At 56.3% G+C, this 23,444-nt stretch carries 24 protein-coding genes; 16 read left to right on the top strand and 8 right to left on the bottom strand.

The window, feature by feature from the left end:
- Positions 1-32 precede the first annotated feature (32 nt).
- Both SB13_RS00335 and SB13_RS00340 read left to right on the top strand, forming a co-directional pair.
- Positions 33-1,487, top strand: a complete 1,455-nt coding sequence (locus SB13_RS00335) for an O-antigen ligase family protein (protein WP_160168626.1) — start codon at positions 33-35, stop codon at positions 1,485-1,487.
- A 110-nt stretch (positions 1,488-1,597) separates the two neighbouring features.
- Positions 1,598-2,449 (top strand): glycosyltransferase family A protein, encoded by an 852-nt coding sequence (locus SB13_RS00340; RefSeq protein ID WP_026738444.1) that lies wholly within the window; start codon positions 1,598-1,600, stop codon positions 2,447-2,449.
- An 82-nt stretch (positions 2,450-2,531) separates the two neighbouring features.
- On the opposite strand, the gene SB13_RS00345 is transcribed toward SB13_RS00340, so the two are convergent.
- Together SB13_RS00345 and SB13_RS00350 are read right to left on the bottom strand one after the other, a co-directional pair.
- Positions 2,532-3,647 carry a glycosyltransferase family 9 protein gene (locus SB13_RS00345; protein ID WP_026738445.1) on the bottom strand — a complete coding sequence of 372 codons (1,116 nt, stop codon included), beginning with the start codon at positions 3,645-3,647 and terminating at the stop codon, positions 2,532-2,534.
- Positions 3,648-4,607 (bottom strand): polysaccharide deacetylase family protein, encoded by a 960-nt coding sequence (locus SB13_RS00350; protein ID WP_026738446.1) that lies wholly within the window; start codon positions 4,605-4,607, stop codon positions 3,648-3,650. It abuts the gene before it with no gap.
- Positions 4,608-4,818: 211 nt separating this feature from the next.
- On the opposite strand from SB13_RS00350, the gene rfaQ reads away from it, so the two are divergent.
- The 6 genes from rfaQ to coaD all read left to right on the top strand — a co-directional run bounded on the left by rfaQ (position 4,819) and on the right by coaD (position 11,732).
- Entirely contained in the window at positions 4,819-5,889 is a 1,071-nt protein-coding gene (gene rfaQ / locus SB13_RS00355; RefSeq protein ID WP_394296359.1) for a putative lipopolysaccharide heptosyltransferase III, read from the top strand.
- Positions 5,886-7,016: a glycosyltransferase family 4 protein gene (locus tag SB13_RS00360; protein ID WP_026738448.1), complete on the top strand. Its 1,131-nt coding sequence runs from the start codon at positions 5,886-5,888 to the stop codon at positions 7,014-7,016. Before rfaQ ends, SB13_RS00360 begins: the two co-directional genes overlap by 4 nt.
- Before the next feature lie 3 nt (positions 7,017-7,019).
- Complete coding sequence (locus tag SB13_RS00365) at positions 7,020-8,129, top strand: glycosyltransferase (RefSeq protein WP_026738449.1); 1,110 nt, start codon at positions 7,020-7,022, stop codon at positions 8,127-8,129.
- A 1,083-nt stretch (positions 8,130-9,212) separates the two neighbouring features.
- Positions 9,213-10,490 (top strand): lipid IV(A) 3-deoxy-D-manno-octulosonic acid transferase, encoded by a 1,278-nt coding sequence (gene waaA / locus SB13_RS00370; RefSeq protein WP_026738450.1) that lies wholly within the window; start codon positions 9,213-9,215, stop codon positions 10,488-10,490.
- Positions 10,490-11,263: a glycosyltransferase family 2 protein gene (locus tag SB13_RS00375; protein WP_081821805.1), complete on the top strand. Its 774-nt coding sequence runs from the start codon at positions 10,490-10,492 to the stop codon at positions 11,261-11,263. The genes waaA and SB13_RS00375 overlap by 1 nt, the downstream gene beginning before the upstream one ends.
- Complete coding sequence (gene coaD / locus SB13_RS00380; protein ID WP_026738452.1) at positions 11,253-11,732, top strand: pantetheine-phosphate adenylyltransferase; 480 nt, start codon at positions 11,253-11,255, stop codon at positions 11,730-11,732. Before SB13_RS00375 ends, coaD begins: the two co-directional genes overlap by 11 nt.
- 7 nt (positions 11,733-11,739) lie before the next feature.
- Here coaD and mutM read toward each other — a convergent pair whose 3' ends face one another.
- The 4 genes from mutM to radC all read right to left on the bottom strand — a co-directional run bounded on the left by mutM (position 11,740) and on the right by radC (position 13,976).
- Positions 11,740-12,549: a bifunctional DNA-formamidopyrimidine glycosylase/DNA-(apurinic or apyrimidinic site) lyase gene (gene mutM / locus SB13_RS00385; protein ID WP_026738453.1), complete on the bottom strand. Its 810-nt coding sequence runs from the start codon at positions 12,547-12,549 to the stop codon at positions 11,740-11,742.
- Positions 12,550-12,656: 107 nt separating this feature from the next.
- Positions 12,657-12,824, bottom strand: a complete 168-nt coding sequence (gene rpmG, locus SB13_RS00390; protein WP_026738454.1) for a 50S ribosomal protein L33 — start codon at positions 12,822-12,824, stop codon at positions 12,657-12,659.
- Positions 12,825-12,835: 11 nt separating this feature from the next.
- Positions 12,836-13,072, bottom strand: coding sequence for a 50S ribosomal protein L28 (gene rpmB, locus SB13_RS00395; RefSeq protein WP_026738455.1), 237 nt, complete (start codon positions 13,070-13,072; stop codon positions 12,836-12,838).
- Positions 13,073-13,310: 238 nt separating this feature from the next.
- Entirely contained in the window at positions 13,311-13,976 is a 666-nt protein-coding gene (radC, locus tag SB13_RS00400) for a RadC family protein (protein WP_026738456.1), read from the bottom strand.
- Positions 13,977-14,171: 195 nt separating this feature from the next.
- On the opposite strand from radC, the gene coaBC reads away from it, so the two are divergent.
- The 3 genes from coaBC to slmA all read left to right on the top strand — a co-directional run bounded on the left by coaBC (position 14,172) and on the right by slmA (position 16,544).
- The gene (coaBC, locus tag SB13_RS00405) at positions 14,172-15,398 is read left to right on the top strand and encodes a bifunctional phosphopantothenoylcysteine decarboxylase/phosphopantothenate--cysteine ligase CoaBC (RefSeq protein WP_026738457.1); all 1,227 of its coding nucleotides are present in this window, start codon (positions 14,172-14,174) and stop codon (positions 15,396-15,398) included.
- Complete coding sequence (gene dut / locus SB13_RS00410) at positions 15,382-15,840, top strand: dUTP diphosphatase (protein ID WP_026738458.1); 459 nt, start codon at positions 15,382-15,384, stop codon at positions 15,838-15,840. The genes coaBC and dut overlap by 17 nt, the downstream gene beginning before the upstream one ends.
- Before the next feature lie 107 nt (positions 15,841-15,947).
- Entirely contained in the window at positions 15,948-16,544 is a 597-nt protein-coding gene (gene slmA, locus SB13_RS00415; protein WP_026738459.1) for a nucleoid occlusion factor SlmA, read from the top strand.
- Positions 16,545-16,601: 57 nt separating this feature from the next.
- Here slmA and pyrE read toward each other — a convergent pair whose 3' ends face one another.
- Both pyrE and rph read right to left on the bottom strand, forming a co-directional pair.
- Positions 16,602-17,243, bottom strand: coding sequence for an orotate phosphoribosyltransferase (pyrE, locus tag SB13_RS00420; RefSeq protein WP_026738460.1), 642 nt, complete (start codon positions 17,241-17,243; stop codon positions 16,602-16,604).
- A gap of 359 nt (positions 17,244-17,602) precedes the next feature.
- Positions 17,603-18,319, bottom strand: a complete 717-nt coding sequence (gene rph, locus SB13_RS00425; RefSeq protein WP_026738461.1) for a ribonuclease PH — start codon at positions 18,317-18,319, stop codon at positions 17,603-17,605.
- Between the two features lie 188 nt (positions 18,320-18,507).
- On the opposite strand from rph, the gene SB13_RS00430 reads away from it, so the two are divergent.
- The 5 genes from SB13_RS00430 to SB13_RS00450 all read left to right on the top strand — a co-directional run bounded on the left by SB13_RS00430 (position 18,508) and on the right by SB13_RS00450 (position 23,441).
- A complete protein-coding gene (locus SB13_RS00430; protein WP_026738462.1) occupies positions 18,508-18,894 on the top strand; it encodes a YidH family protein in 387 nt (128 codons plus the stop codon).
- Between the two features lie 10 nt (positions 18,895-18,904).
- Positions 18,905-19,246 carry a DUF202 domain-containing protein gene (locus SB13_RS00435; RefSeq protein WP_036150950.1) on the top strand — a complete coding sequence of 114 codons (342 nt, stop codon included), beginning with the start codon at positions 18,905-18,907 and terminating at the stop codon, positions 19,244-19,246.
- 319 nt (positions 19,247-19,565) lie between these two features.
- On the top strand, positions 19,566-20,573 hold the full coding sequence (gene dgcN / locus SB13_RS00440) for an N-acetyltransferase DgcN (protein WP_026738463.1): 1,008 nt from the start codon (positions 19,566-19,568) through the stop codon (positions 20,571-20,573).
- A gap of 4 nt (positions 20,574-20,577) precedes the next feature.
- On the top strand, positions 20,578-21,543 hold the full coding sequence (gene dgcA, locus SB13_RS00445; RefSeq protein WP_026738464.1) for an N-acetyl-D-Glu racemase DgcA: 966 nt from the start codon (positions 20,578-20,580) through the stop codon (positions 21,541-21,543).
- Between the two features lie 20 nt (positions 21,544-21,563).
- Positions 21,564-23,441 (top strand): ABC transporter ATP-binding protein, encoded by a 1,878-nt coding sequence (locus tag SB13_RS00450; RefSeq protein ID WP_026738465.1) that lies wholly within the window; start codon positions 21,564-21,566, stop codon positions 23,439-23,441.
- Positions 23,442-23,444: the final 3 nt, after the last annotated feature.

Below are 23,444 nucleotides of genomic sequence, written 5' to 3' on the forward strand. Positions count from 1 at the left end.
ATTCCCTCTCATCAATGGGATACTTTGATGTCATGTTTAACCTTGTTTATACGAAAATACAGAATGTAAGAAAGGGAGCTGGTGATTTTTCCCAGAAGGTAAATATGTCGATATCGAGCCGTAAACCCATTGCGCTATTTTTATTGGCAATAACGTTATTGCTGTGTTCTTTTTGGGCTATTCCCAGCAAACTTTTACCTTTCCACCGAAATTTACTTATTTACGGCGCCTTCGTTTTTTCCCTGTTACTTTTTTTCAAAGACCGACGCTTTTTGCAAAACTTGGACACAGGCAAGATAAAAAATGTGCTGGTGATATTAGGCATAATGACCGTCGTAACGTTGTCATGCGCGCTCTTATTTTCCCCCCACTTGCACGACACGATGAGGGCCTGGCACAGTCAATGGATGAGGCCGCTGATGTTATTTGTCTACGGCCTGGTCTTTTATTCGATTATGGCGTTCAATTTTCCAAATCTGAGCTATAAAAAACTGATTACCGCCATTATTTTGAGCTTTTGGGCACCCATCTTCCTCCATATTCTGACGATTGCATATATCTACTTTAGGTCCGGGGTTATCATGTGGGGGGAAACCTATATCTTCCCATCCCGACTGGAACTCAGCTTTCAAATCAACCTGATAAGCATCATCATTTTTTCAGATTTACTGTTACGCATATTGGAAAATCGCCGACTGCTGACGCTGAATACCGGCGTTGTCGTCGCGCTGATTTTTTCCAACGTCATCGCCACCGGTCTTGCCAATACCCGTTGGGGCACGGTCGGCATGATCTTTGGAATATTATCCATCAGCTTGGTCTTTATTATTAGAAAAATCCACGCCATTAATTTGTGGAAATTAAGCCTGTACTCTCTGCTTATAATTTGTACGGTGGTGAGCGTCGGCCTGTTTTCCTATGAAAAAGATCCTCGCTGGAAAAGCATCAAAGAAGATGTAGAAATTGGTTGGAATGCCCCCAGCAATAGCTTTTGTTTTATTTTCAATAGCCCGGAACGCGTAGTCCCGCTGCACGCGGACGGCACGCCGGTCAGCCACTCTAACGCCTGTCGTATCGCCTATGTCCATCAGGCAACGGAATTTATCGTGGAACATCCGTTGGGAATTGGCACCAGCAAAACCGCATTTTTACAACGGTTGCATGAGAAATATCACAATCCGCTAATCGATATCAGCCATAGTCATAGCGGTCTTCTGGAATATGGTTTGCAATACGGCGTTCTCGGAATGCTACTGTGGATTATTTACAATCTTATGATATTCAAAATATCCATTCGGGCATTCTTTAAAGAAAACAAAACCGTTGGCGTAGTGCTATTACTTCTTTCGAGCGGTTTCTTCTTCCGGTCAATGGTAGACAGAATATTATTAGATCATTATATGGAAGAATATATGTTCCTGAGCGGGCTACTCTTGGGGATTATTGCCTATAAATCGGTGCCGTCCACAAAAACCGCGAACGGTTAAAGGTATACGGAATATCATCAACGCCATGATGGTATTCCGTTTTTTATTGCATACAGTGTATTCAACCATATAATAACTTTAGATTAATTATTATTTACTCACAGGCCGTCATGGAAAACATTCTAGAAATTAACAGGGTTGATAAGTCCCATATCAAACTAAGCTACGTCACTCACTTTTATTGCAACCAAAGCGATATCGAGTCCGTTATCTCGCTGTTGCGCGAGTACGAGCAATACTCCCCCGATCTGCTGGACGTCATCCAGTTCGTCATCGTCGACGACGGCTCCCCGGTCAGCTACGAGATTCCTGAATTCAACCTGAACCTTGTCTGGCTCAAGATTAACGAGAACATTCCCTGGAACCAGGCCGGCGCACGGAACCTCGGCGTGCTGTACGCCAAGTCCGACAAAATCGTCATGACCGATCTCGACCACATCATCCATGAGAATACGCTGCGCTACATGACGGAAAGGCGTAATCCGGGACGTACCTTCTTCAAGCTCTATCGTAACTCGGCGGAAAATCCGCAGAAAATCTACAAAGGCCACTCCAACCTGTTCTTCATGTCCCGCGCCCGTTTTATGCGCTTCTTCGGCTACGATGAGGAGTTTGCGGGCAACTACGGAGCGGAAGATTATCGCTTCGTGAAATACCAGAAGTATCACGGCTCCATTCAGCGTTATCTATCCAAGAAATACCTGTGTTCCGAAAGGAATGTGAACCGTAATAAGTCGTATCACACGCTCGACCGCGATCTCTCGGCCAATACGCCCGTCGATGATAAAAAGAAACATGAGATCGAAACCTACGGCGAAGAGTTCGGCCACAGCAGAATGTTTCTGAACTTCAGCTGGAAAATCGTGAAAAACGTCCACCGTACGCCGCCTGCGCGAAAGAAAAACACGCTCTGGAAACCCATGTGGTGGTTCAGATATCTGTTCGGTTTTCTGGCCCGCTAAACATCACGCCCCTTGGCTTTCGTCAGGGGCGTTTTTTTATTGGCTCAACGAAGCAGGCCATCAAAGAGAGGGCCGCACCGCCTCAGTGAGTCATGCCGTCCGCTTTCGCCTTTATCCGCTCAATACGATGCGCTACCCGGTCAATCACCAGATGAGGCTCAATCGCCTCCATCACATGACCTTGCTGAATAGCGAGATTATTGGTGGCGCCGTAAATCACATCGTGCAAGTCCGGATCCTGATAAGGGCCGGTACTGTGCGGCTCCGCGGTCACAAACAGACTCACCGTCGGCACCTTAAGCGCTATCGCAATATGCAGAGGCCCGGTATCTCCGGTCACCAGCACATCCATACCGTTGATCAACCCCACCAGCTCTTTCAAACTGGACGAACCGATATGGTTGACGATGCGTGAATGCAGCGCCGGATCGACCTGCCGCAGCAGCGACTCGGCCAATGGACTATCCCCAGACCACCCCGTCAGCGCAATCTGGCAGGTCGGGTCCGTAGCGAGAAAATGCTCGGCCACCGCGGCGAAAGACTCAACCGGCCAGCAGCGCTCAGACGTTGAGGCTCCCATCTGAAAACCAATCACCGTGCCGCGCCCGGCTTTGTCGACAGGCGGCACCGCAAAAGGAATGCGCATGCTGATATCGCTGATGTCCGCCCCCAGCATAGAAACCAGCGCCAGCTTGCGCTGAATAACGTGCCCGCGAAACCCGATGACATATCCCGCCAGCCAGCGATCCATCGGCGTGATGCCATCGACATAGTTATCACGCAGTACGTATTTCGCCCCTGACATCACCGCGCTCAGATAATCATAAGGATCGTGTGAATGCAGAATGATGGCCAAGTCGGGGATACCGAACTGTTGAATGTCCCGCACCAGCTGAGGAACCGTTTTGATTTTGGTATTCCAGCACACGACATGCTGCCAATCTTCCCCACCTTCAACGAAGGCTTCCAGCTTCTTATGCACGACCAGCGTGATCTTCGCCTGGGGGAAGCGCTGGCGCACCGCGTGGATCGCCGGCGTATTGAACATCAAATCGCCGAGCGCGGTGGTGGAGTAAATGACGATATGGGAGAACGCGCTCTCCGTAACGAGCTGCTGCGGAGGCTGAAGCCGCCCCTTGCCGCGGGTATACAGATGCAAAAACAGATCAACGAGCTTAAATTTCCAGCCTTTCTTCATCTAAACAGCCTTAATTCCCTGATAATATTCCGACAACGTTTTGCCCTCTGTTTTCTCTGCCAGCGAGGCGAATAACGCGTCTAAGTCGCGATAGAGCATTTCGATATGTTGCTCGGTAGTGAATGTCGGGCTGCCTCCCGGCATAAATTCCGACGAGTGGAGCATGAACTCCACGTAGTCGCTACCGTCGGCCAACACTTTTTCCACCACCGACTCCATCTGACGCAGATTGCCGCCTTTCGGCCGCACCCAATTCACGGAAGCGCTGCGCTGTTTTCCGCGCAGGCGATCATATATCCGGGTCATCGCGTTGAGGAAGCCGCTGTGCTTATACTGAATGCTCATCGGCACTTCCAGTAACGTGGAGTTCCCCGGCTGCGCGATGTTAGTCGGGTCCATGAAGTAAGCGTTGTGTGGGAAGCGGCTGTAGTCTGTGCCGCCTTGCCCATCCGGGTCGCCCGGCGAATACCGCCAGTTCACCAACGGCGTGACGGAACAGTCAATCTCATAGCCATACTCAATCAACAGCTGAACGTACTCTTCGTTCAACGCCCAGCGGCCAGAGCGATGGCTGCGGATTTTGCGCTGGAACGTATCTTCGAGTAACGACGTCATGTACTCGATTTTCTGCCGCATCAGCGCTTTGGGGTATTCAATCAGATAAGGTTTATAGCGCCAATCATTCCCGGTCAGATCAAACTCAGGCGGATTGTTCCAGGCATGCAGATGCATCCCGACCTCTCCCTGGTCTCGGGCAATGACATCCCTGGCGAACTCTATATAGGCGGGATCCAACGCCATCTCGTAATTCGTCAACCAGGTGGGCTTGAAACCGTACTTTTCACAGAGCTGCTGAAACCGTGGCAAATAATGAGAATTCTTTGTCGAAATCCTGTCATTATTTTGCCAGAGATTGTCTCCTTCCGTGTCGATCGTGATGATAAATGCTGGTTTACACATGGAAATTGCGCCTGATAATCTTAGGACGTAAATTTACGTAAGTCGGTGACGTGGGCAGCCTAAACCGCTACTGTCGCCCTGAAAAGTAATTATTGTAACTGAAGATGTTGATACACAGATTAAACGGAGAACACAGTTCGCCGGGGATCAATAGTAGCCACTCCTGGCGATGTCATCTAAAATCGCCCTCTGCTTGCAATGAGAAACGCCGCTGATGAATCACACCACAGCCCATGCCGTCAGGCACATTCTGCTGATAAAATTTCGCCATCATGGCGACATGCTGTTAACCACTCCGGTCATCAACACCCTGAGTCAAACTTATCCGGATGCCCAAATCGATGTACTGCTGTACCTCGAAACGCAGGACATGTTGGTAGCCCATCCGCGCATCCATCGCATTTTCGCCATCGATCGCCAATGGAAGAAACAGGGGCTGCGGACCCAGCTCAGCAAAGAGTGGCAGTTGATCAGCCTGCTGCGTCATCAGCGCTACGATCTCGTCATCAACCTGGCCGATCAGTGGCGAAGCGCCTTGATAGCGAAACTGACCGGTGCGCCGGTTCGTCTGGGTTTTGACTTCGATAAGCGTCAGCATCCGCTCTGGCGTTACTGCCACAGCGATTTAGTCAGCACCGCGCAGCATGGGCATCAGCACACCGTGGAACAAAATCTGTCCATTCTCTCGCCGCTAGGCATTCCTTCCGTCAGCACGCAGGTCACGATGGGATATACCGCCGAAGACTGGGCGCAGTGTCAGGAAAAGCTGCGCCAGCAGCAGGTTGACGGCCCCTACATTGTTGTCCAGCCGACCTCCCGCTGGCTGTTCAAATGCTGGAGCGAAGAGAATATGGCGGCGACGATTTCCGCACTGCAGCAGGACGGGCACACGATCGTGGTGACATCCGGACCGGAGACCAAAGAGCAAAAGATGGTGTCTGACATTCTCGCGCGCTGTCCATCCCACGGCGTGGTCTCGCTCTCCGGCCAGCTAACGTTGCGCCAGCTGGCGGCGCTTATCGACCATGCCCGCCTGTTTTTGGGCGTAGATTCCGTCCCTATGCATATGGCCGCCGCCCTGCAAACGCCCAGCATCGCCCTGTTCGGTCCTTCCAAACTTCACTTCTGGCGTCCCTGGCAGGCGCCGGGAGAGGTGATCTGGGCCGGTGATTACGGCACGCTACCCGATCCGGATGATATAGATACCGGCACACAACAACGCTATCTCGACCTGATCCCCGTCGAGGCGGTAACGGCCGCGGTACGGAGACAACTATCATGAGTCATTTTCGCCTCGCCATCGTGCGGCAGAAATATCGGCCGGACGGCGGCGCCGAACGCTTTGTGAGCCGCGCGCTGGAAGCGCTTGAAGATGAAGATTTACAGCTGAACGTTATTACGCGTCAGTGGCAGGGTGAAAAGAAGCCGGACTGGCATTTGCACCTGTGTCATCCCCGCTACTGGACCCGAGTCGGGCGTGAACGCGGATTCGCCAACGCCGCCCGCGCCCTGTGGCAGAAAGAGCAGTTCGATTTGGTGCAGAGCCACGAACGTATCGCAGGATGCGACATTTATCGCGCGGGCGACGGCGTTCATCGTCGCTGGCTCATGCAGCGCGCGCGTCTGCTTCCCGCCTGGCGCAAACCGTTACTTTTCTCCAACCGATTCCATCGCTACGTCATGCAGGCCGAAGGCGATATGTACCGGGCGCCGCAGCTGAAAGCGGTCATCTGCAACGCAGAATTGATTAAACAGGAAATTATCGAAGAGTTCGGTCTCAGCGCAGACAAGATCCACGTCATTTATAACGCTATCGACAGCACGCGCTTTTTACCTGCGGAAGAGTCGCAGCGCCGGGCAATGCGCACCGCGCTGACGCTGCCGCAGGACGCATGCGTCATGGTTTACGTCGGTTCCGGCTTCGAGCGTAAAGGGCTGGCGGCCGCCATCCGGGCCATCGCCGGAACGGACCGCTACCTGATCGTCGTCGGACAGGATAAAGCGGAACGTCAATACCGGGCGCTGGCGGCCTCACTGGGATGCGAATCGCGTATCCGGTTTACCGGTATGCAGAAAGATCCGCAGCCTTACTATCATGCGGCCGACGGCCTGCTGCTGCCGACGCTCTACGACCCCTTCCCCAACGTGATTCTGGAAGCGATGGCCTGCGGACTCCCCGTCATCACGACCACGACCTGCGGCGGATCGGAATTCATCCGGGCCGGTGAAAATGGTTTCGTCTGCGATGCGCTCGATATCCCGGCGCTGACCGATGCCGTGATGGCGCTGCCCGCCGCCGCACCCGGCAGTCGCATGGGCGACGCCGCTCGGGCGCGCATTATCGATGCGTCGCCGCAAAAGCTTTCTCAGCAGCTTATCGCGCTCTATCGAACCCTACTGGACGAATAACACATGCGTATCTTGATGATCATCGACGGTCTGCCCGGCGGCGGCGCAGAAAAAGTGGTGTTGACGCTGGCCGCAGGTTTTGTGGCTCAGCGCCATCAGGTTTCGCTATTTTCGCTGCGCGACGTCTGCGAATACCCTGTGCCGGAAGGCGTGGATTATCAGACGATCGCCGACCACAGCCGAGCGCCTTGGCGCAAGCTCACCGAACTTCGCCGCCGCGCCGCGATGCTGGATGCGGCGATCCAACGTGCGCAAGCGCAGCAGGGACCGTTTGATCTGGTGTTGTCAAACCTGCACAAGACCGACCGCATTGTGGCCCGCAGCCGGGCGCTAAATCCCAACAATGTCTGGTTTTGCCTGCACGGCATGTTCTCCCCGTCGTATCTCGGCCATCGAACCGGCCTCTCCCGTTGGTTGAAACGCGTCAAAATTCAGCGGGTCTACCAGCAACGCAACATCGTTGCGGTGTCTCAAGCGGTGCTGTCGGATTTACAAAGCGCCTTTCAGGTACAGCCTTCCAACGCGGCGGTCATCAACAACCCGTTTGATTTTGCGGCGATTGCCGCACTGGCTGACCAGCCCTGCGAACGCGCCGGAACGGATTATCTGGTGCACGTCGGTCGTTTCCATCCGAACAAACGTCACGACCGTCTGATTCGTGCCTATGCGCTGAGCGGCATCGAGATGCCGTTGGTCTTGTTGGGTAAAGGCCGGGACGAGGAAGTACAGCGCATACGGCAGCTGGCCGTCGAGTTGGGCGTGGCCGATCGCGTTATTTTTCAAGGGTTCTGCGACAACCCCTACCCTTATATCCGCCATGCCCGCCTGCTGGTGTTGAGTTCCGACAGCGAAGGCTTCGGCAACGTGCTGGTTGAAGCGTTGAGCTGTGGAACGCCGGTCGTCAGCACACGCTGCCCCGGAGGACCTGAAGAGATACTGACCGGCCCACTGGCGCAGGGTCTGGCGGCGTTGACCGACGACTCGCTGGCAGCGGCGCTGAAGTCAGTTCTGGCGTCTCCGCCGGAAATCGATAAGTCCCAGCTGGAGCGCTACCGCATCAAATCTATATGCGCGGCCTATCTCGCGCTTGCCGCGCGTAAACCGGCTCACTGACCGCCGCGATTTTACGGCAAAGCGCCCCTGACACGCCGCCCAGGGCTGTGGCGGCTGTTCAGCCCCACCACAGCCGCGGGAGACAAAATGCCTCTCCCGTGTTTATTAACATTCCGGCTTTACCCCTCAGACACGGCGATAATGTCGGGATTTATCTGAAAGAGCGGGATATAACGCCCGCTTGAGACGGTAACCACGAACCGACATCCTCCATTGTTCACAGAAAAATAGGCGAATAGGCACAATTCTGTTTCGTTTTTTTCATCGGAAGAAAATGGGCTATCAAAGAAAATAACGCCGGGGAGATAATCCTGACTCTGTTCTTTGCATCGAGCTTCTTTCCCAAATAAACGCAGCGTTAAGAAAACAGGGCAACACCGCCAAGAATCAAGGCCCCTACGCCGGTATTACACCGCGATATTATCGCGACACGCCCATGCCACATTGAAAAGAAACCTGCTCTATACAATAGACAGAACATGAAATATTATCGTTATAATTCAATTGTTTATTTATTTTTTCGTAACGCTATTTCTCTTTAACCCAGCGAAAAAGGAGCGATGCCGCCATGGGTATCTCTGGCCACCGCAATACGATAACGACAAGAAAATAGATACCCCAAAAGTTTCGATGCATTATTGGGGATAATAAATTAATGCGGAGAATATTTACCGAAATAGGAAATAGCGATGCGCTAAGACAATAATCAGAAAAAAGAGAATATATTCACCGGCTATTTAGCCTTTTGTTAATAATGACGAGACTTGATAACCCCCGTGTGACGTTATTAGTAGAGGACGTCATTTCGTCCTCTTTTTTCAATTTTTATTTATATAAATTATATAATTTTTTGCATAACGTTATTGTGGGGAAACGCATCACGCCACTTACCACAAACCCTAAATATTACAGCGAGTTACGGCCACATGACGACAAGGTGTAAGAGTTGCAACATATTGATTAAACGCGTATTACACATAGGTCCAAAAAAAAGGGATATCGCGGCCTCCGTTATCGTAAGTGATAGATTTAGCGGCTATAAATATATAGAATTCGCTATCTCTGACTTAAATATAGATACTTATGTTACAGCTGCTGTATACCGTTCTGCTTTACCTCATCCAGCCTTTGATCTGGATTCGTCTTTGGCTACGCGGCCGTAAAATCCCTGCCTATCGCAAGCGCTGGGGTGAACGTTATGGCTTCTACAAAGACACCGTAAAACCGGAAGGTATCCTGCTGCATTCCGTCTCCGTGGGAGAAACACTGGCCGCCGTGCCGCTGGTGAGAGCGTTACGCTACCGCTATCCGTCTCTCCCCATCACCGTCACCACGATGACGCCGACCGGCTCGGAACGAGCGCAATCCGCCTTCGGCAAAGATGTGTATCACGTCTATCTCCCCTATGACTTACCGGGCGCGATGAAGCGCTTTTTGAATCACGTTCAGCCGCGGCTGGTCATTGTGATGGAAACCGAACTTTGGCCCAACATGATTGATGCCCTGCATCAGCGCCATATTCCGCTGGTTATCGCTAACGCACGTCTTTCCGAACGCTCCGCCGCCGGTTACAAAAAGCTGGGCAAACTGATGCGCACCCTGCTGCGACGTATCACCCTGATCGCCGTTCAGAATGCGGAAGACGGCGAACGATTTATTTCGCTGGGCCTGAAACGCAAACAGCTGAACGTGACCGGCAGCCTGAAATTTGATATTTCCGTGACACCGGAGCTCGCGGCGAAGGCGGTGACGCTGCGGCGTCAATGGGCCTCCCAGCGCCCGGTGTGGATTGCCGCCAGCACCCATGACGGCGAAGAGAAGATCGTTGTCGACGCACACTGCGAACTGCTAAAGACCTTCCCCAACCTGCTGCTGATTCTGGTGCCGCGCCACCCAGAGCGTTTCAACGACGCCAAAACTATCGTCAGCAAGGCCGGTCTCGACTACACCCTGCGCAGCGAAGGCGCTATCCCCCCGGCCTCATCGCAGGTGGTCATCGGCGATACGATGGGCGAACTGATGCTGCTCTACGGCATCGCCGACCTGGCCTTTGTTGGCGGCAGCCTGATTGGACGCGGCGGCCATAACCCGCTGGAGCCCGCAGCGCATGCCATCCCGGTACTGATGGGACCGCATACGTTCAATTTCAAAGATATTTGCGCTCGACTGCAGCAGTCTGATGGCCTGATCACGGTGACGGATACCGCCTCCTTGGTCGAACAGGTCAGCAATCTTCTCTCCGACGATGACTATCGCCAGTATTACGGCCGTCACGCGGTACAGGTGCTGCATAAAAATCAGGGCGCGCTGCAAAGTCTGCTAAAACTACTGGAACCCTATCTACCGCCGCGGAGACAATAATGAGCCATCCTCGCCTGTCTGTTGTGCTCATCAGCCGTAATGAAGCAGAACTACTGCCGGACTGTCTGGCCTCTGTTTCCTGGGCAGACGAGATCATCGTTTTAGATTCCGGCAGCAGCGACGATACGCAGGCGATCGCCCGTCAGTACGGCGCACAGGTGTTTCAGCATCACGACTGGCCGGGCTTCGGCCGACAACGACAACGGGCGCAAAGCTACGCCAGCGGCGACTATATCTTTATGATCGACTGCGATGAGCGCGTCACGCCTGAGCTGAAACTCGCGATTGAGCAAGTGCTCGCGGCGCCCGATGGAAAAACCGTTTACCGCTGCGCGCGCCGCAATCTGTTTTTAGGCCGCTTTATGCGCCACAGCGGCTGGTATCCCGATGAGGTGATCCGCCTCTACCCGCGCCACTATCGCTACAACGATAACGCAGTGCATGAGTCGCTGGATTACGGCGATGCACGCGTCGTTTCGCTGGCAGGCGATCTGGAACATCTCACCTGCCGGGACTTTTTCGCGTTTCAGCAAAAGCAGTTCGACTACGCTACCAGTTGGGCGCAGTCGCGTTTTGAGGCGGGCAAACGCTGCAGCTACCTTTCCATCCTGACCCATACGCTCGGCGCTTTCGCCAAGACCTGGCTGCTGCGCGCCGGCTTTCTGGACGGCAAGCGCGGACTGCTGTTGGCGATAGTCAATGCGCAGTATACGTTTAATAAATATACTGGCTTGTGGGCACTGAATAACCAGCGTAAACATCATGACGACTAGAGCGATTTATCCCGGCACCTTCGACCCGTTGACCAATGGCCATCTCGACCTGCTGACCCGCGCCGCCCGGATGTTCGACCATCTCATCCTGGCGATTGCCGCCAGTCCCAGCAAAAACACGCTGTTCACGCTGGAAGAACGCGTTGCGCTGGCGCGCGAAGTGACCAGTCATCTGACCAACGTGGAAGTCATGGGATTCAGCGAACTGATGGCGCATTTTGCCCAGAAGCATCAGGCGAATATTTTGGTACGCGGACTGCGGGCAGTATCGGACTTCGAATATGAGTGGCAGCTGGCGAAGATGAACACGCATCTGATGCCCGAACTGGAGAGCGTATTTCTGATGCCTGCGGAGCAGTGGTCCTTTATTTCGTCCACGCTGGTGAAAGAGGTCGCCCGGCACGGCGGCGACATCGATCCGTTTCTTCCCCCGCCAATCTCCGCAGCCCTACAGAAAAAGCTGGCCTGACCCGCCGTCAGCGTTGGCAGGTGCGGCAAAAGAACGTGCTGCGTTGCCCTTGTTTCAGGCTTTCAATCAACGTCCCGCAGTGACGGCAAGGTTCTCCGCTGCGACCGTAGACCTGCAGTTCCTGCGCGAAATAGCCCGGTTTCCCGTCCGACTGAAGGAAATCCCGCAGCGTGGTCCCGCCTTGCTCGATGGAGCGTAGCAGCACTTTCTTAATCGTGGCCGCCAGCAGTTGGAATTCAGCCTCGCTCAAGGTGCCTGCGGCTCTGTCTGGCAGAATGCCCGCGCTGAACAGGGATTCGCTGGCGTAGATGTTACCCACGCCGACCACCAGCTTGTTATCCATGATCCAAAGCTTTATCGGCGTCTTGCGGCCTCGCGATTTCTCGAACAGGTAGTCGCCGCTGAACGCATCGCTGAGCGGTTCCGGTCCCAAATGAGCCAGCACGGAACTCGTCGCCGGGTCCGCGCTCCACAGCCAGGCGCCGAAGCGTCGAGGGTCTGTATAGCGAAGCACTTTGCCGCTTTCCAGAACCAAATCAACATGGTCATGCTTACCGGGCTCCACATATTCCGGCAACACACGCAAACTGCCGGACATGCCGAGATGGACGATAATCCAACCGCGAGTCAGTTCGATCATCAGGTATTTAGCGCGACGCTGCACGCTGAGCACCGCTTCATCGCTCAGTGACATAATTTCAGGGGATACCGGCCAGCGCAGGCGCGCGTTGCGCACTTCCGCATGCAAAATGGTATGTCCGACCAGATAGGGTTCGATCCCCCGGCGGCTGGTTTCCACCTCTGGTAATTCAGGCATGTTTCCTCCCGTGAAAAGTCATGGTCAACACTCTACCACAGCCGTATTCGCCAATTGCAGACACAAAAAAACCCGGCCGAAGCCGGGTTTTTGATAATCCACTAAAATTATTTGATTTTAGCTTCTTTATAGATCACATGCTGACGGACAACGGGATCGAATTTCTTCAGTTCCAGTTTTTCCGGCTTAGTGCGCTTGTTCTTCGTAGTGGTATAGTAGTGACCAGTACCAGCAGAAGAAACCAGCTTGATCTTCTCGCGAACACCTTTAGCCATGATTCAGTTCCTTAATACTTCTCACCACGGGCACGTAAGTCGGCCAGAACCGTCTCAATACCCTTTTTATCGATAATACGCATACCTTTAGCAGATACACGCAGCGTAACAAAACGCTTCTCACCTTCCACCCAGAAACGGTGTGAGTGCAGGTTCGGCAGAAAACGGCGTTTGGTCGCATTCAGTGCGTGGGAACGGTTGTTACCCGTCACCGGACGCTTGCCAGTAACTTGGCAGACTCGGGACATGTCTATTCTCCAAAAATCAAATCAGCTCGAGCTTCGTATAGGGTGTTGGCCGCCTCGTCAGGCTCTAGAGCCCATCTCAGCAACTTCACTGAAAAGACTCTGTCATCAGGGGAAACCTGCTGAGATAGGCTCTTAACGCCACACCCAAGATTCTCAAAGGTGGCGTAGTATACGCTCTGAAGCGTATGCGCTCAAGTCCCGAACAGCTAAAGATCCCTCAGGATCGTCGAAATATGCCTTAAATCCACCCGCGCTCGGCAAAAGAGGCGTACTCACCGTGCCCGATAACCAGGTGATCAAGCACGCGGATGTCCAACAATTGGCATACTTTGACGATATGTTCCGTAATGGCGCGGTCAGCCTGACTGGGCTCTGCCTTTCCCGACGGATGGTTGTGCGCCAGAATCAACGCTGCCGCATTCGCCTTCAGCGCCTCACGAGCAATTTCTCGCGGGTGCACCTCTACGCAGTTAATCGTACCAGCAAACATCTCCTGATGGCGAATGACACGATGCTGATTGTCTAGAAAAAGGACTAAAAAAACTTCACGTTCGCGATGCGCCAGCAGCAACTGGAGATATTGCAGCGTCACCTCCGAGCTGATCATGGCGTCTTCGCGCGCTAATCGTGAGGAAAATAACCGCCGCGACAGCTCTCCCACCGCCTGCAGCTGCGTATATTTGGACAGCCCGATGCCACGAGCCGTACGAAACTCGGTCTGCTCCGCCGTCATTAACTGATGCAACGACCCAAACTGGTTCAGTAGATTTTCCGCCAGCTGCATAACATGCGTTCCCGGCAATCCGGTACGCAGAAAAATGGCGAGCAGTTCCGTGTCTGTCAATGCACAGGCCCCTTTCCGTATCAGTTTTTCCCGCGGCGCCTGCCCGTTTAGCCACATCATGATAGTGTCTCCCTCCCTGAGTCTTGAGGGCATTCTGGCATGCGGACAGGGGGCTAACGAGGGGCCGGAGGAAAAGATGCGAGGCGATGCGCAATCTATCGTTGCAACACGTATCGCCATGACAAGATTCCGTTTCCTTCGGACGCTTATGGTAAAATGCCCGACACTTTCTTTAGCTCACACTCGGACATAACGATGACGGAACTCTCCAGTCTGCTCGCGCTCGCCGGCAAACATATCGTACTGGGTATCAGCGGAGGCATCGCCGCCTACAAATGCCCCGAGCTGGTCCGCCGCCTGCGGGATGAAGGCGCGGAGGTACGCGTGGTGATGACGCCTGCCGCTAAAGCGTTCATCACGCCGCTCACACTTCAGGCCGTCTCCGGCTATCCGGTGGCGGACGACTTACTGGATCCGGCCGCCGAAGCCGCGATGGGGCATATCGCGCTCGGTAAATGGGCCGATTTGGTGATTATCGCCCCCGCATCGGCTGACGTTATCGCCCGACTGGCGGTCGGTATGGCCAATGACCTGCTGACGACGGCCTGTCTGGCCAGTGCCGCGCCGCTGGCCGTCGCGCCGGCGATGAATCAACAGATGTATCGCGCTCTTCCGACGCAGGACAACCTCGCGCGGCTGACCGAACGCGGCGTGCATGTCTGGGGGCCGGACAGCGGCAGCCAGGCCTGCGGCGNCGTTGGCCCCGGCAGAATGCTCGACCCGATGGATATCGTGGAACATGCGAAGCAATTTTTCGCGCAAACCGCCGATCTGCAGCATCTGAACGTCTTGATCACTGCAGGGCCGACGAGAGAAGCGCTGGACCCGGTCCGTTTCATCAGCAACCACAGTTCCGGTCAGATGGGTTTCGCCATTGCCGAAGCGGCTGCGGCGCGCGGCGCGGCGGTCACGCTAGTGGCAGGCCCGGTCAATCTGCCGACGCCCAACGGCGTACGGCGTATCGACGTCGCCAGCGCGCTGGAAATGCATGAAGCGGTCATGTCCGCCGCCCCCGAACAGCAAATCGTGATCGGCTGCGCCGCCGTAGCGGACTATCGGGCAAAAAATGTGGAGAGTGAAAAAATCAAAAAGCAGGGCGATGAAATGACTGTCACCCTGATCAAAAATCCGGATATCATCGCCGACGTTGCGGCGATGCAGGCTCATCGGCCTTATGTTGTCGGGTTTGCTGCCGAAACCACTAATGTGGAAGAATACGCGCGGCAGAAACTGGCCAGCAAAAAACTGGATTTAATCTGCGCAAACGACGTGTCCCAAGCCGACCGCGGCTTCAATGCGAAAACCAACGCGTTGCACCTTTTCTGGCACGGAGGAGACAAACAGTTGCCGCTCGGCAGCAAGCGTCTCCTGGGCCAACAGCTAATTGACGAGATTGTCAGCCGATATGACGAAAAAAATTGACGTAAAAATTATCGATCCCCGCATCGGACAGGAATTCCCGTTGCCGACGTATGCAACGCCAGGCTCCGCTGGTCTGGATCTGCGCGCCTGTCTGGATAGCGCCGTAGAACTTGGCGCGGGCGAAACCACCCTGCTGCCGACCGGTATGGCTATTCATATCGGCGACCCTTCGCTGGCGGCGGTGATTTTGCCTCGTTCCGGTTTGGGCCATAAGCACGGCGTGGTGCTGGGCAATCTGGTCGGGCTGATCGACTCCGACTATCAGGGCCAGTTGATGGTGTCCGTCTGGAACCGGGGCTCGACGCCGTTTACGATCGAACCCGGCGAGCGCATCGCGCAGATGGTCTTTGTGCCTGTCGTTCAGGCTGAATTCAATCTGGTTAACGAATTCACCGACAGTGAACGCGGAGAAGGTGGTTTCGGTCACTCGGGCCGTCACTGATCCACATCTATTCTTTCGAAAAAAACCTATAAGCCACAGCGTAACTAATGCGACTGTGGCGCTATCTGGTGTGGGCAGTTGAATCTTTATCAAGGGTCTTTTCAGACATGGCAGAGAAAGAAAATACGAAAAGGAACCGTCGCGAGGAAATCTTGCAGGCACTGGCGCAGATGCTGCAATCCAGCGACGGCAGTCAACGGATCACTACCGCGAAACTGGCTGCAAACGTCGGCGTATCTGAAGCGGCTCTTTACCGGCACTTTCCCAGTAAAACCCGGATGTTCGACAGCCTGATCGAATTTATCGAAGACAGCCTGACCACCCGTATCAACCTGATTTTGCAGGATGAAAAGGAGACGTTTAATCGTCTTCGTCTGATTTTGCTGCTGATTTTGGGATTTGCCGAAAAAAACCCGGGATTGACCCGTATCCTGACCGGCCATGCCTTGATGTTTGAACAGGACCGTTTACAGGGAAGGATCAACCAACTGTTCGACCGTATCGAATCTCAGATCAAGCAGGTATTGCGGGAACACAAAATGCGCGGCGGAGCGCCGTTCAAGCATGACGAAACGCTGCTTGCCAGTCAGCTGCTGGCTTTCTGCGAAGGCATGTTGTCCCGCTATACCCGTTCGGAGTTTCGCTTTCTCCCCACCCAGGAATTCGACCTTCGCTGGCCGATGCTGGCCGCCCAGCTCGCATAAAGCCAAACGCTGGGACGATGAATGGCAGCACCGCTCGCCGGCGGCGCTGCCACACGGTTAAACGCCGTAGCGATCGCGATAGGTCTGCACTGCGGCCAGATGCTCCGCCATCTCCGGCTTCTCTTGCAGATAGGTAATGAGATCCTTCAGGGTGATGATGGAAATCACCTTGCATGCATAATCCCGCTCCACTTCCTGAATGGCGGAAAGCTCGCCGCGTCCACGCTCCTGACGATCTAAGGCAATGAGTACGCCCGCCAGCGACGCGCCCTGTGCGGAAATAATATCCATCGACTCACGGATTGCCGTGCCCGCCGTGATGACATCATCCACCAGCATGATGCGGCCCGCCAGCGGACTCCCGACCAGACTGCCGCCTTCGCCGTGATCTTTGGCTTCCTTACGATTGAAGCAGTAAGGCAGATCGCGATCGTGATGTTCCGCCAGCGCTACCGCCGTCGTCGTCGCGATGGGAATGCCTTTGTAAGCTGGCCCAAACAGCACATCGAATTCGATGGCGGCATCCATCAGCGCCGCGGCATAAAACCGCCCCAGCAAGGCCAGATCGCGCCCGGTATTAAACAGACCGGCATTGAAGAAATAGGGGCTGGTGCGCCCGGATTTCAGCGTGAACTCGCCGAACTTTAAGACCTGCTTGCTGAGTGCGAATTCAATAAACTGGCGTTGATAGGCTTTCATGGCAACTTCTCCTGTGATGATGGATGAATACCCGGCGACAAACCGAAAACAGCGTCCTCTGAGCCAACCGGCCTTTGGACGACGACCGGGGAATATCCCCTGAGGTAAAACGTTCAGCGTTTGCTCCCCTTGGCCGATAGCATCTGACTTCCGCGCCCCGCCACACGACCCGACGCGCTGCCGCAGGGAAACTTTCCTATTTGAAGTACGGCCGGCTGACAGCGCTCGTGCTAAGGATGAACACATAGCGTCGCACAATGCATGACCGCGCTAACAGCGTAAGCGCCGCGACGCCAATCGCAGGCGATTTTGTTCAGACGAAAAAAAAGCGACCCTCCGGGCCGCTTCTTCAAAACTCTTTATTCCACCAGCGCCGCTTTCTGCGCCTGGATAATCGTTTCGATACCCCCTCGCGCCAGCGCCAGGAGCGCCAGCAGCTCGTCATGGCTGAACGGTTCGCCCTCTGCGGTGCCCTGCACCTCAATCATGCGGCCATCTTCGGTCATGACCACGTTCATGTCGGTTTCTGCGGCAGAGTCTTCGACATACTCCAGATCGCACAGCGCTTCGCCGTTGACGATACCGACGGAGACCGCGGCCACCATGCCTTTCAGCGGGTTTTTCTTGAGTTTGCCGTTGGCGACCATCGCATTCAGCGCATCAGCCAGCGCCACGCAGGCGCCGGTGATGGAGGCGGTGCGGGTGCCGCCGTCGGCCTGCAAGACGTCGCAGTCGAGTGTGATGGTATATTCGCCCAGCGTTTTCAGATCGAGCGCGGCGCGCAGAGAACGGGCGATCAGGCGCTGAATCTCCAACGTGCGTCCGCCCTGTTTGCCGCGTGAGGCTTCGCGCGCATTACGGGTGTGCGTCGAACGCGGCAGCATGCCGTATTCCGCGGTAACCCAACCCTTGCCCTGCCCTTTCAGGAAGCGCGGTACGCCTTCTTCCACCGTGGCATTACATAACACTTTGGTGTCGCCGAATTCGACGAGGACGGAACCTTCCGCGTGTTTGGTGTAATGACGGGTTAACGTGAGCGGGCGTATCTGTTGTGCACTTCGGCCTGTAGGGCGCATGGCTTCTCTCCGGCGGGTGAATGTTGACTGGCGCGCATTATACGGACTTCACCCGGCCATGCCTACCGGCCCGGCGGATTAAAACGGGCGCGAAGCGCGCGGGCGACAACGTCCCGAACGGCTGGAGCCACCTCCTTTCGGCATGTAAACTGTTAGCTCGACTTTTCATCAACCAGTGAATTTACGCCATGCGTGACGCGCGACAAACCGACCAAGATCCTCACACCCAACGCCCCTGGCAACAGCAGGGAACGGCGCCGGATTACCGTTTCTCTCTGGCCAACGAACGCACGTTTCTCGCCTGGATCCGCACCGCGCTGGCCCTGCTGGCTGGCGCGGTCGCCATCGACCAGTTTACGACGACGCTGGCGTCGCCTGCCGTGCGACAGGGCATTGCCGTATTGTTGGCTCTGGCCGCGGCGCTGATGGCGGGGATGGCCTACCGGCGCTGGGCGGGCAACGAACGGGCGATGCGCAACGGCCTCCCCCTGCCTTACACCTCCCTGTTGGTCGTCTTCGCCTGCGGACTTGGCGCGGTAGCCATCGCGCTGGCGCTGCTGATCGTTCAACTGTAGGGCGCTCACGGTGCCCTCCTCCCCGTTACCGCGCGACCCGGGCGTTCAGCCGGAACGCACCGTGCTGGCGTGGTCGCGCACCGCCATCCTGCTGCTGGTCAACACGGCCCTGTTGCTGAAGGCCGGAACGTTAAGCACCCAACCGCTGCTGCTGGCCGCTGGTCTTCTGCTGTTGCTGGCGTCGCTTGCGATCTTCATCTGGGTTCCGCTGCGCCTGAACGCCATCCAGAGCGCGCCGCAGACCTACCGCGTTCCACGCACCATCGTTATGCGCGGATTCACGCTGACCTTTATTTTCATTGCCTTGCTGATTGCCGGGCATGCGTTGTGTTCCCTACTTTTAGCCCTATAACACGGGTTTATCACACACCGTAGCCGCACCCGAATTTCTTATTTTATCTATTTAAAACAATGAAATAGATAAAAACTCACCTATACCCTCAGGCTATACCCCACCGACAAACAAGTATTCGTCACCACTCAGGCATCGTGAAATAGTCATAGGCAGAGAACTGGCCCCCGGCAGGCACGAACGACGCGGAAGATGACAACAGCGCAACGTCGGGCCGACACGGTACACAGGCGGTTCGCCGGATGAAAACAGGTTCGCGTCTACATCCCCCGAGCGCCGAAGGTTCTGCCCTATTCCATTAACGATGAGAAACGACATTATGCTGATCCCTCAACCTTACCTGCTTTTCCTTGGCGACGTGACCGATCCTCTGGCGATTAAAACTGCACGCGGCATCCATGCGTGGCGTCCGGAGCAGTGCGTCGGCCAACTGCGCCTGCCGGGCAGCACCCTTTCGCTGGGTCTGGACGATCTGGATATCGCCGCCGCCGCTGAACGCGGGGCCAAAACGCTGGNGCTTGGCACGGCGAACGCCGGGGGATTCCTGCCGCCACACTGGCTGGACACCGTACGCGCCGCGATTGAGGCCGGCATGAACGTCGCCAACGGCCTGCACCAGCGTCTGATTGACGTACCGGGGCTGCAGGCGTTGGCGGAGAAGCACCAGGTACAGCTGTTCGACATCCGCCACATGCGTCCGGAACTGTCCGTCGGCTCCGGCGAAAAACGCAGCGGCAAACGCATACTGACCGTCGGCACCGACTGTTCCGTCGGCAAAATGTACACCTCGCTGGCGCTGGAAGCGGCGATGCGCGATCTGGGCATGAAGGCGGACTTCCGCGCCACCGGCCAGACCGGCGTGCTGGTCGCAGGCGAAGGGATCGCGATTGACGCGGTCATCGCCGACTTCATCGCCGGGGCCGCCGAAGCCCTGTCCCCCGCCAATGACGACGACCACTGGGATATCGTGGAAGGTCAGGGTTCGCTGTTCCACCCCTCCTACGCGGGCGTCAGCACCGGCTTGATCCACGGCGCGCAGCCGCACTGGCTGGTGATGTGCCACGAAATGGGCCGTCCGCACATGCGTCATCTTCCGCACCAGCCGATGGTGAGTCTGGACGAGTGCGTGGACGCCAACCTGCGCGCCGCGCGCGTCACCAGCCCGGAGGTGAAGCTGGCCGGTTTCGCCATCAACACCTCCAACTACACTGAACAGGAAGCGCGTGACTACTGCCAGGAGATCAGCCGACGTTTTGGCGTGCCGGCAACCGACTCCGTTCGTTTCGGCATGCAGGACATCGCCGCGCTGTTGAAAGAGCAGGAGTAAGCCAATGCGACAGATGCAGATCGAAACCGTGGAGTTGCCCCTGGCTCGCCCGTTCGCCATCTCTCGCGGTACGCGTACCGCGGTCACCGTGGTGCGGGTGACGCTGGAAGAACGCGGCTTTATCGGCCGCGGCGAATGCACGCCGACCGCCCACTATCAGGAAACCCCTGAAAGCGTTGTCCGCCAGTTGGAAACGGTGCGGGATGCCGTAGAGCGCGGCGTTTCACTGACCGACCTGCAATCTTTACTGCCGCCGGGCGCGGCACGCAATGCGATCGACTGCGCGCTATGGCGGCTCAACGCGGCCCTGAACAAACAGACGCTATGGCAACATTTGGCGATTCAGTCGCCGCAGTCCGTGATTACCGCCGAAACGCTGAGCCTCGATACGCTGGAGAACATGGTCAAAGCCGCGGCTGACGCGGTTTCCCGCGGTGCGCTGCTGCTGAAAATCAAGCTGAACGGCGAGCAGATTGTGGAGAAAGTGGCGGCCATTCGTCAGGTGGCCCCTAACGTGACGCTGATCGTCGACGCCAACGAGGCCTGGGGAGGGCTCGACTTGGGTCCTCTGCTCCAGCAGCTCGCCGCCTGCCGTGTCGCGATGGTGGAACAGCCATTGCCCGCCGGAGAAGACGGCGCGCTGGCGGATTTCATCCACGCGATTCCGATCTGCGCCGATGAAAGCTGCCATCACGGCGGGGACATCGCCGGGCTGCGCGATCGCTACGAAATGATCAACATCAAGCTCGACAAGTGCGGCGGCCTGACCGAAGCGCTGGCGATGGTCAACGAGGCCAAACGGTGCGGTCTGCGCATCATGATCGGCTGCATGCTCGGCTCCTCGCTGGCGATGGAAGCCGCGCTGCCGGTCACGCTCAGCGCCATCCACGTCGATCTGGACGGCCCCATCTGGCTGGCGGCGGACAGCGCCCCTTACCTCACCTATAACCTCGGCCGCATTTGGCTATAACCGCATACACCGGAGTGACGATGACGGATACCCAGTCCACAAAACCGACCACCGCCATAGCATCCGGCAGCGCACCGCGTCCGGTGCTGGAAATCAACGACCTGAGCGTCAGCTTCGATGGCCGCTCCGGCAACCATCGGGCGCTGAAAGGCGTTTCGTTCACGCTCAACAAGGGTGAAGTGGTGGCCGTGGTGGGTGAAAGCGGCTCGGGTAAATCCGTGACCTCGCTGACGGTCATGGGCCTGCTGGCCCCCTCTGCGCGCATCGAGCGCGGGGATATTCGCTTCACCACGCGCGGCGGCGAGCAGCACTCGCTGCTGCAAATGAAAGACGACGCCCGCCGCCAACTGCGCGGCCGGGAAATGGCGATGATTTTTCAGGAGCCGATGACCTCCCTGAACCCCGTGCTCAAAGTCGGCGACCAACTGACCGAAGCGCTGTTAGACCATCAGATCTGTGATGCGGCCGCCGCCGACGGCAAGGCCCGGGCGCTGCTGCGCAAGGTGCGTATCGCCGACGTCGATCGGGTGATGAACAGTTACCCTCATTCGCTGTCCGGCGGCATGCGCCAGCGGGTGATGATCGCGCAGGCGCTGGCCTGCGATCCGCAGCTGCTGATCGCCGATGAGCCCACCACCGCGCTGGACGTCACCGTGCAGGCGCGCATTCTCCAAATCCTGCGCGACCTCCAGCAGCAAAGCGACATGGCCGTCCTGTTTATCACCCACGACATGGGCGTCGTCGCGGAAATCGCCGACCGCGTCGTGGTGATGTACCGGGGAGACGTGGTCGAAGAGGGGACGGTCGAAGCCATTTTCACCGCGCCGCAGCACCCCTACACCCAGGCGCTGCTGGCCGCCGTTCCGAAACTGGGCGACATGGAAAACAGCCGCTGGCCGCGCCGCTTCCCACTGCTCGGCCAACGTCAGAAAACGCCTGAAAACGACCACATCACCGCGCGCTACGACGCGCCGCCGCTGTTGGATATCCGCGGCCTCAAGGTTTACTACCCGGTACGCACCGGCATCTTGTCCCACGTCACGCATCACGTCCACGCGGTCGAGCAAATCGACTTCAGCATCTGGCCGGGCGAGACGTTGGCGATTGTCGGGGAAAGCGGCTGCGGCAAATCCACCACCGGCCGCGCGCTGCTGCGGCTGGTCGACAGCGAGTCGGAAAGCATTCAGTTTCAGGGCAAAGAAGTCTCGCTGCTGAAGGATAAGGCGTTTCAACCGCTGCGCCGCAAGATGCAGATGGTGTTTCAGGACCCCTACGCCTCGCTCAATCCGCGTCTGACCGTCGGATTTACTATCGCCGAACCACTGATGCTGCACGGACTGGTGAAGTCATTGGAAGAGGCGACGCCGCAGGTGCAGGCGCTGCTTAAAAGCGTTGGTCTGGAGCCGGAACACGCCCAGCGTTACCCGCATGAATTTTCGGGCGGACAGCGCCAGCGCATCGCCATCGCCCGCGCCATGGCGCTGCAACCGGAAGTGATCATCGCCGACGAGGCGGTGTCCGCGCTCGACGTCTCCATTCAGGCGCAGGTCGTCAACCTGATGATGGATTTACAACAGAAGACCGGCGTGTCGTGGATTTTTATCTCCCNCGACATGGCGGTAGTGGAACGCATCGCTAACCGCGTGGCGGTCATGTACCTCGGGCGCATTGTGGAAATCGGGCCACGACAGTCCGTGTTCAATCATCCGCAGCACCCATACACCCGCCGTCTGCTCTCCGCAGTGCCGGTGGCCGATCCCCTGCGACGCAGCGAACGTCAGTTGGACGACAGCGAAATCCCTTCCCCGCTGAAAAAAGCCAGCGAGAAGGTCACCAAGGCGACATATCGTCAGGNCGCGCCGCACCATTGGGTCAGCATTCACGAAAACAACACATAAAAA

This window comes from Lonsdalea quercina subsp. quercina, assembly GCF_000688695.1.
Taxonomy (GTDB): domain Bacteria; phylum Pseudomonadota; class Gammaproteobacteria; order Enterobacterales; family Enterobacteriaceae; genus Lonsdalea; species Lonsdalea quercina_D.

Coding starts and splice junctions, on each gene's coding strand:
- SB13_RS00335 (WP_160168626.1), top strand. CDS start 33: ATGTTTAACCTTGTTTATACGAAAATACAGAATGTAAGAAAGGGAGCT.
- SB13_RS00340 (WP_026738444.1), top strand. CDS start 1,598: ATGGAAAACATTCTAGAAATTAACAGGGTTGATAAGTCCCATATCAAA.
- SB13_RS00345 (WP_026738445.1), bottom strand. CDS start 3,647: ATGAAGAAAGGCTGGAAATTTAAGCTCGTTGATCTGTTTTTGCATCTG.
- SB13_RS00350 (WP_026738446.1), bottom strand. CDS start 4,607: ATGTGTAAACCAGCATTTATCATCACGATCGACACGGAAGGAGACAAT.
- SB13_RS00360 (WP_026738448.1), top strand. CDS start 5,886: ATGAGTCATTTTCGCCTCGCCATCGTGCGGCAGAAATATCGGCCGGAC.
- SB13_RS00365 (WP_026738449.1), top strand. CDS start 7,020: ATGCGTATCTTGATGATCATCGACGGTCTGCCCGGCGGCGGCGCAGAA.
- waaA (WP_026738450.1), top strand. CDS start 9,213: ATGTTACAGCTGCTGTATACCGTTCTGCTTTACCTCATCCAGCCTTTG.
- SB13_RS00375 (WP_081821805.1), top strand. CDS start 10,490: ATGAGCCATCCTCGCCTGTCTGTTGTGCTCATCAGCCGTAATGAAGCA.
- coaD (WP_026738452.1), top strand. CDS start 11,253: ATGACGACTAGAGCGATTTATCCCGGCACCTTCGACCCGTTGACCAAT.
- mutM (WP_026738453.1), bottom strand. CDS start 12,549: ATGCCTGAATTACCAGAGGTGGAAACCAGCCGCCGGGGGATCGAACCC.
- rpmG (WP_026738454.1), bottom strand. CDS start 12,824: ATGGCTAAAGGTGTTCGCGAGAAGATCAAGCTGGTTTCTTCTGCTGGT.
- rpmB (WP_026738455.1), bottom strand. CDS start 13,072: ATGTCCCGAGTCTGCCAAGTTACTGGCAAGCGTCCGGTGACGGGTAAC.
- radC (WP_026738456.1), bottom strand. CDS start 13,976: ATGATGTGGCTAAACGGGCAGGCGCCGCGGGAAAAACTGATACGGAAA.
- dut (WP_026738458.1), top strand. CDS start 15,382: ATGACGAAAAAAATTGACGTAAAAATTATCGATCCCCGCATCGGACAG.
- slmA (WP_026738459.1), top strand. CDS start 15,948: ATGGCAGAGAAAGAAAATACGAAAAGGAACCGTCGCGAGGAAATCTTG.
- pyrE (WP_026738460.1), bottom strand. CDS start 17,243: ATGAAAGCCTATCAACGCCAGTTTATTGAATTCGCACTCAGCAAGCAG.
- rph (WP_026738461.1), bottom strand. CDS start 18,319: ATGCGCCCTACAGGCCGAAGTGCACAACAGATACGCCCGCTCACGTTA.
- SB13_RS00430 (WP_026738462.1), top strand. CDS start 18,508: ATGCGTGACGCGCGACAAACCGACCAAGATCCTCACACCCAACGCCCC.
- dgcA (WP_026738464.1), top strand. CDS start 20,578: ATGCGACAGATGCAGATCGAAACCGTGGAGTTGCCCCTGGCTCGCCCG.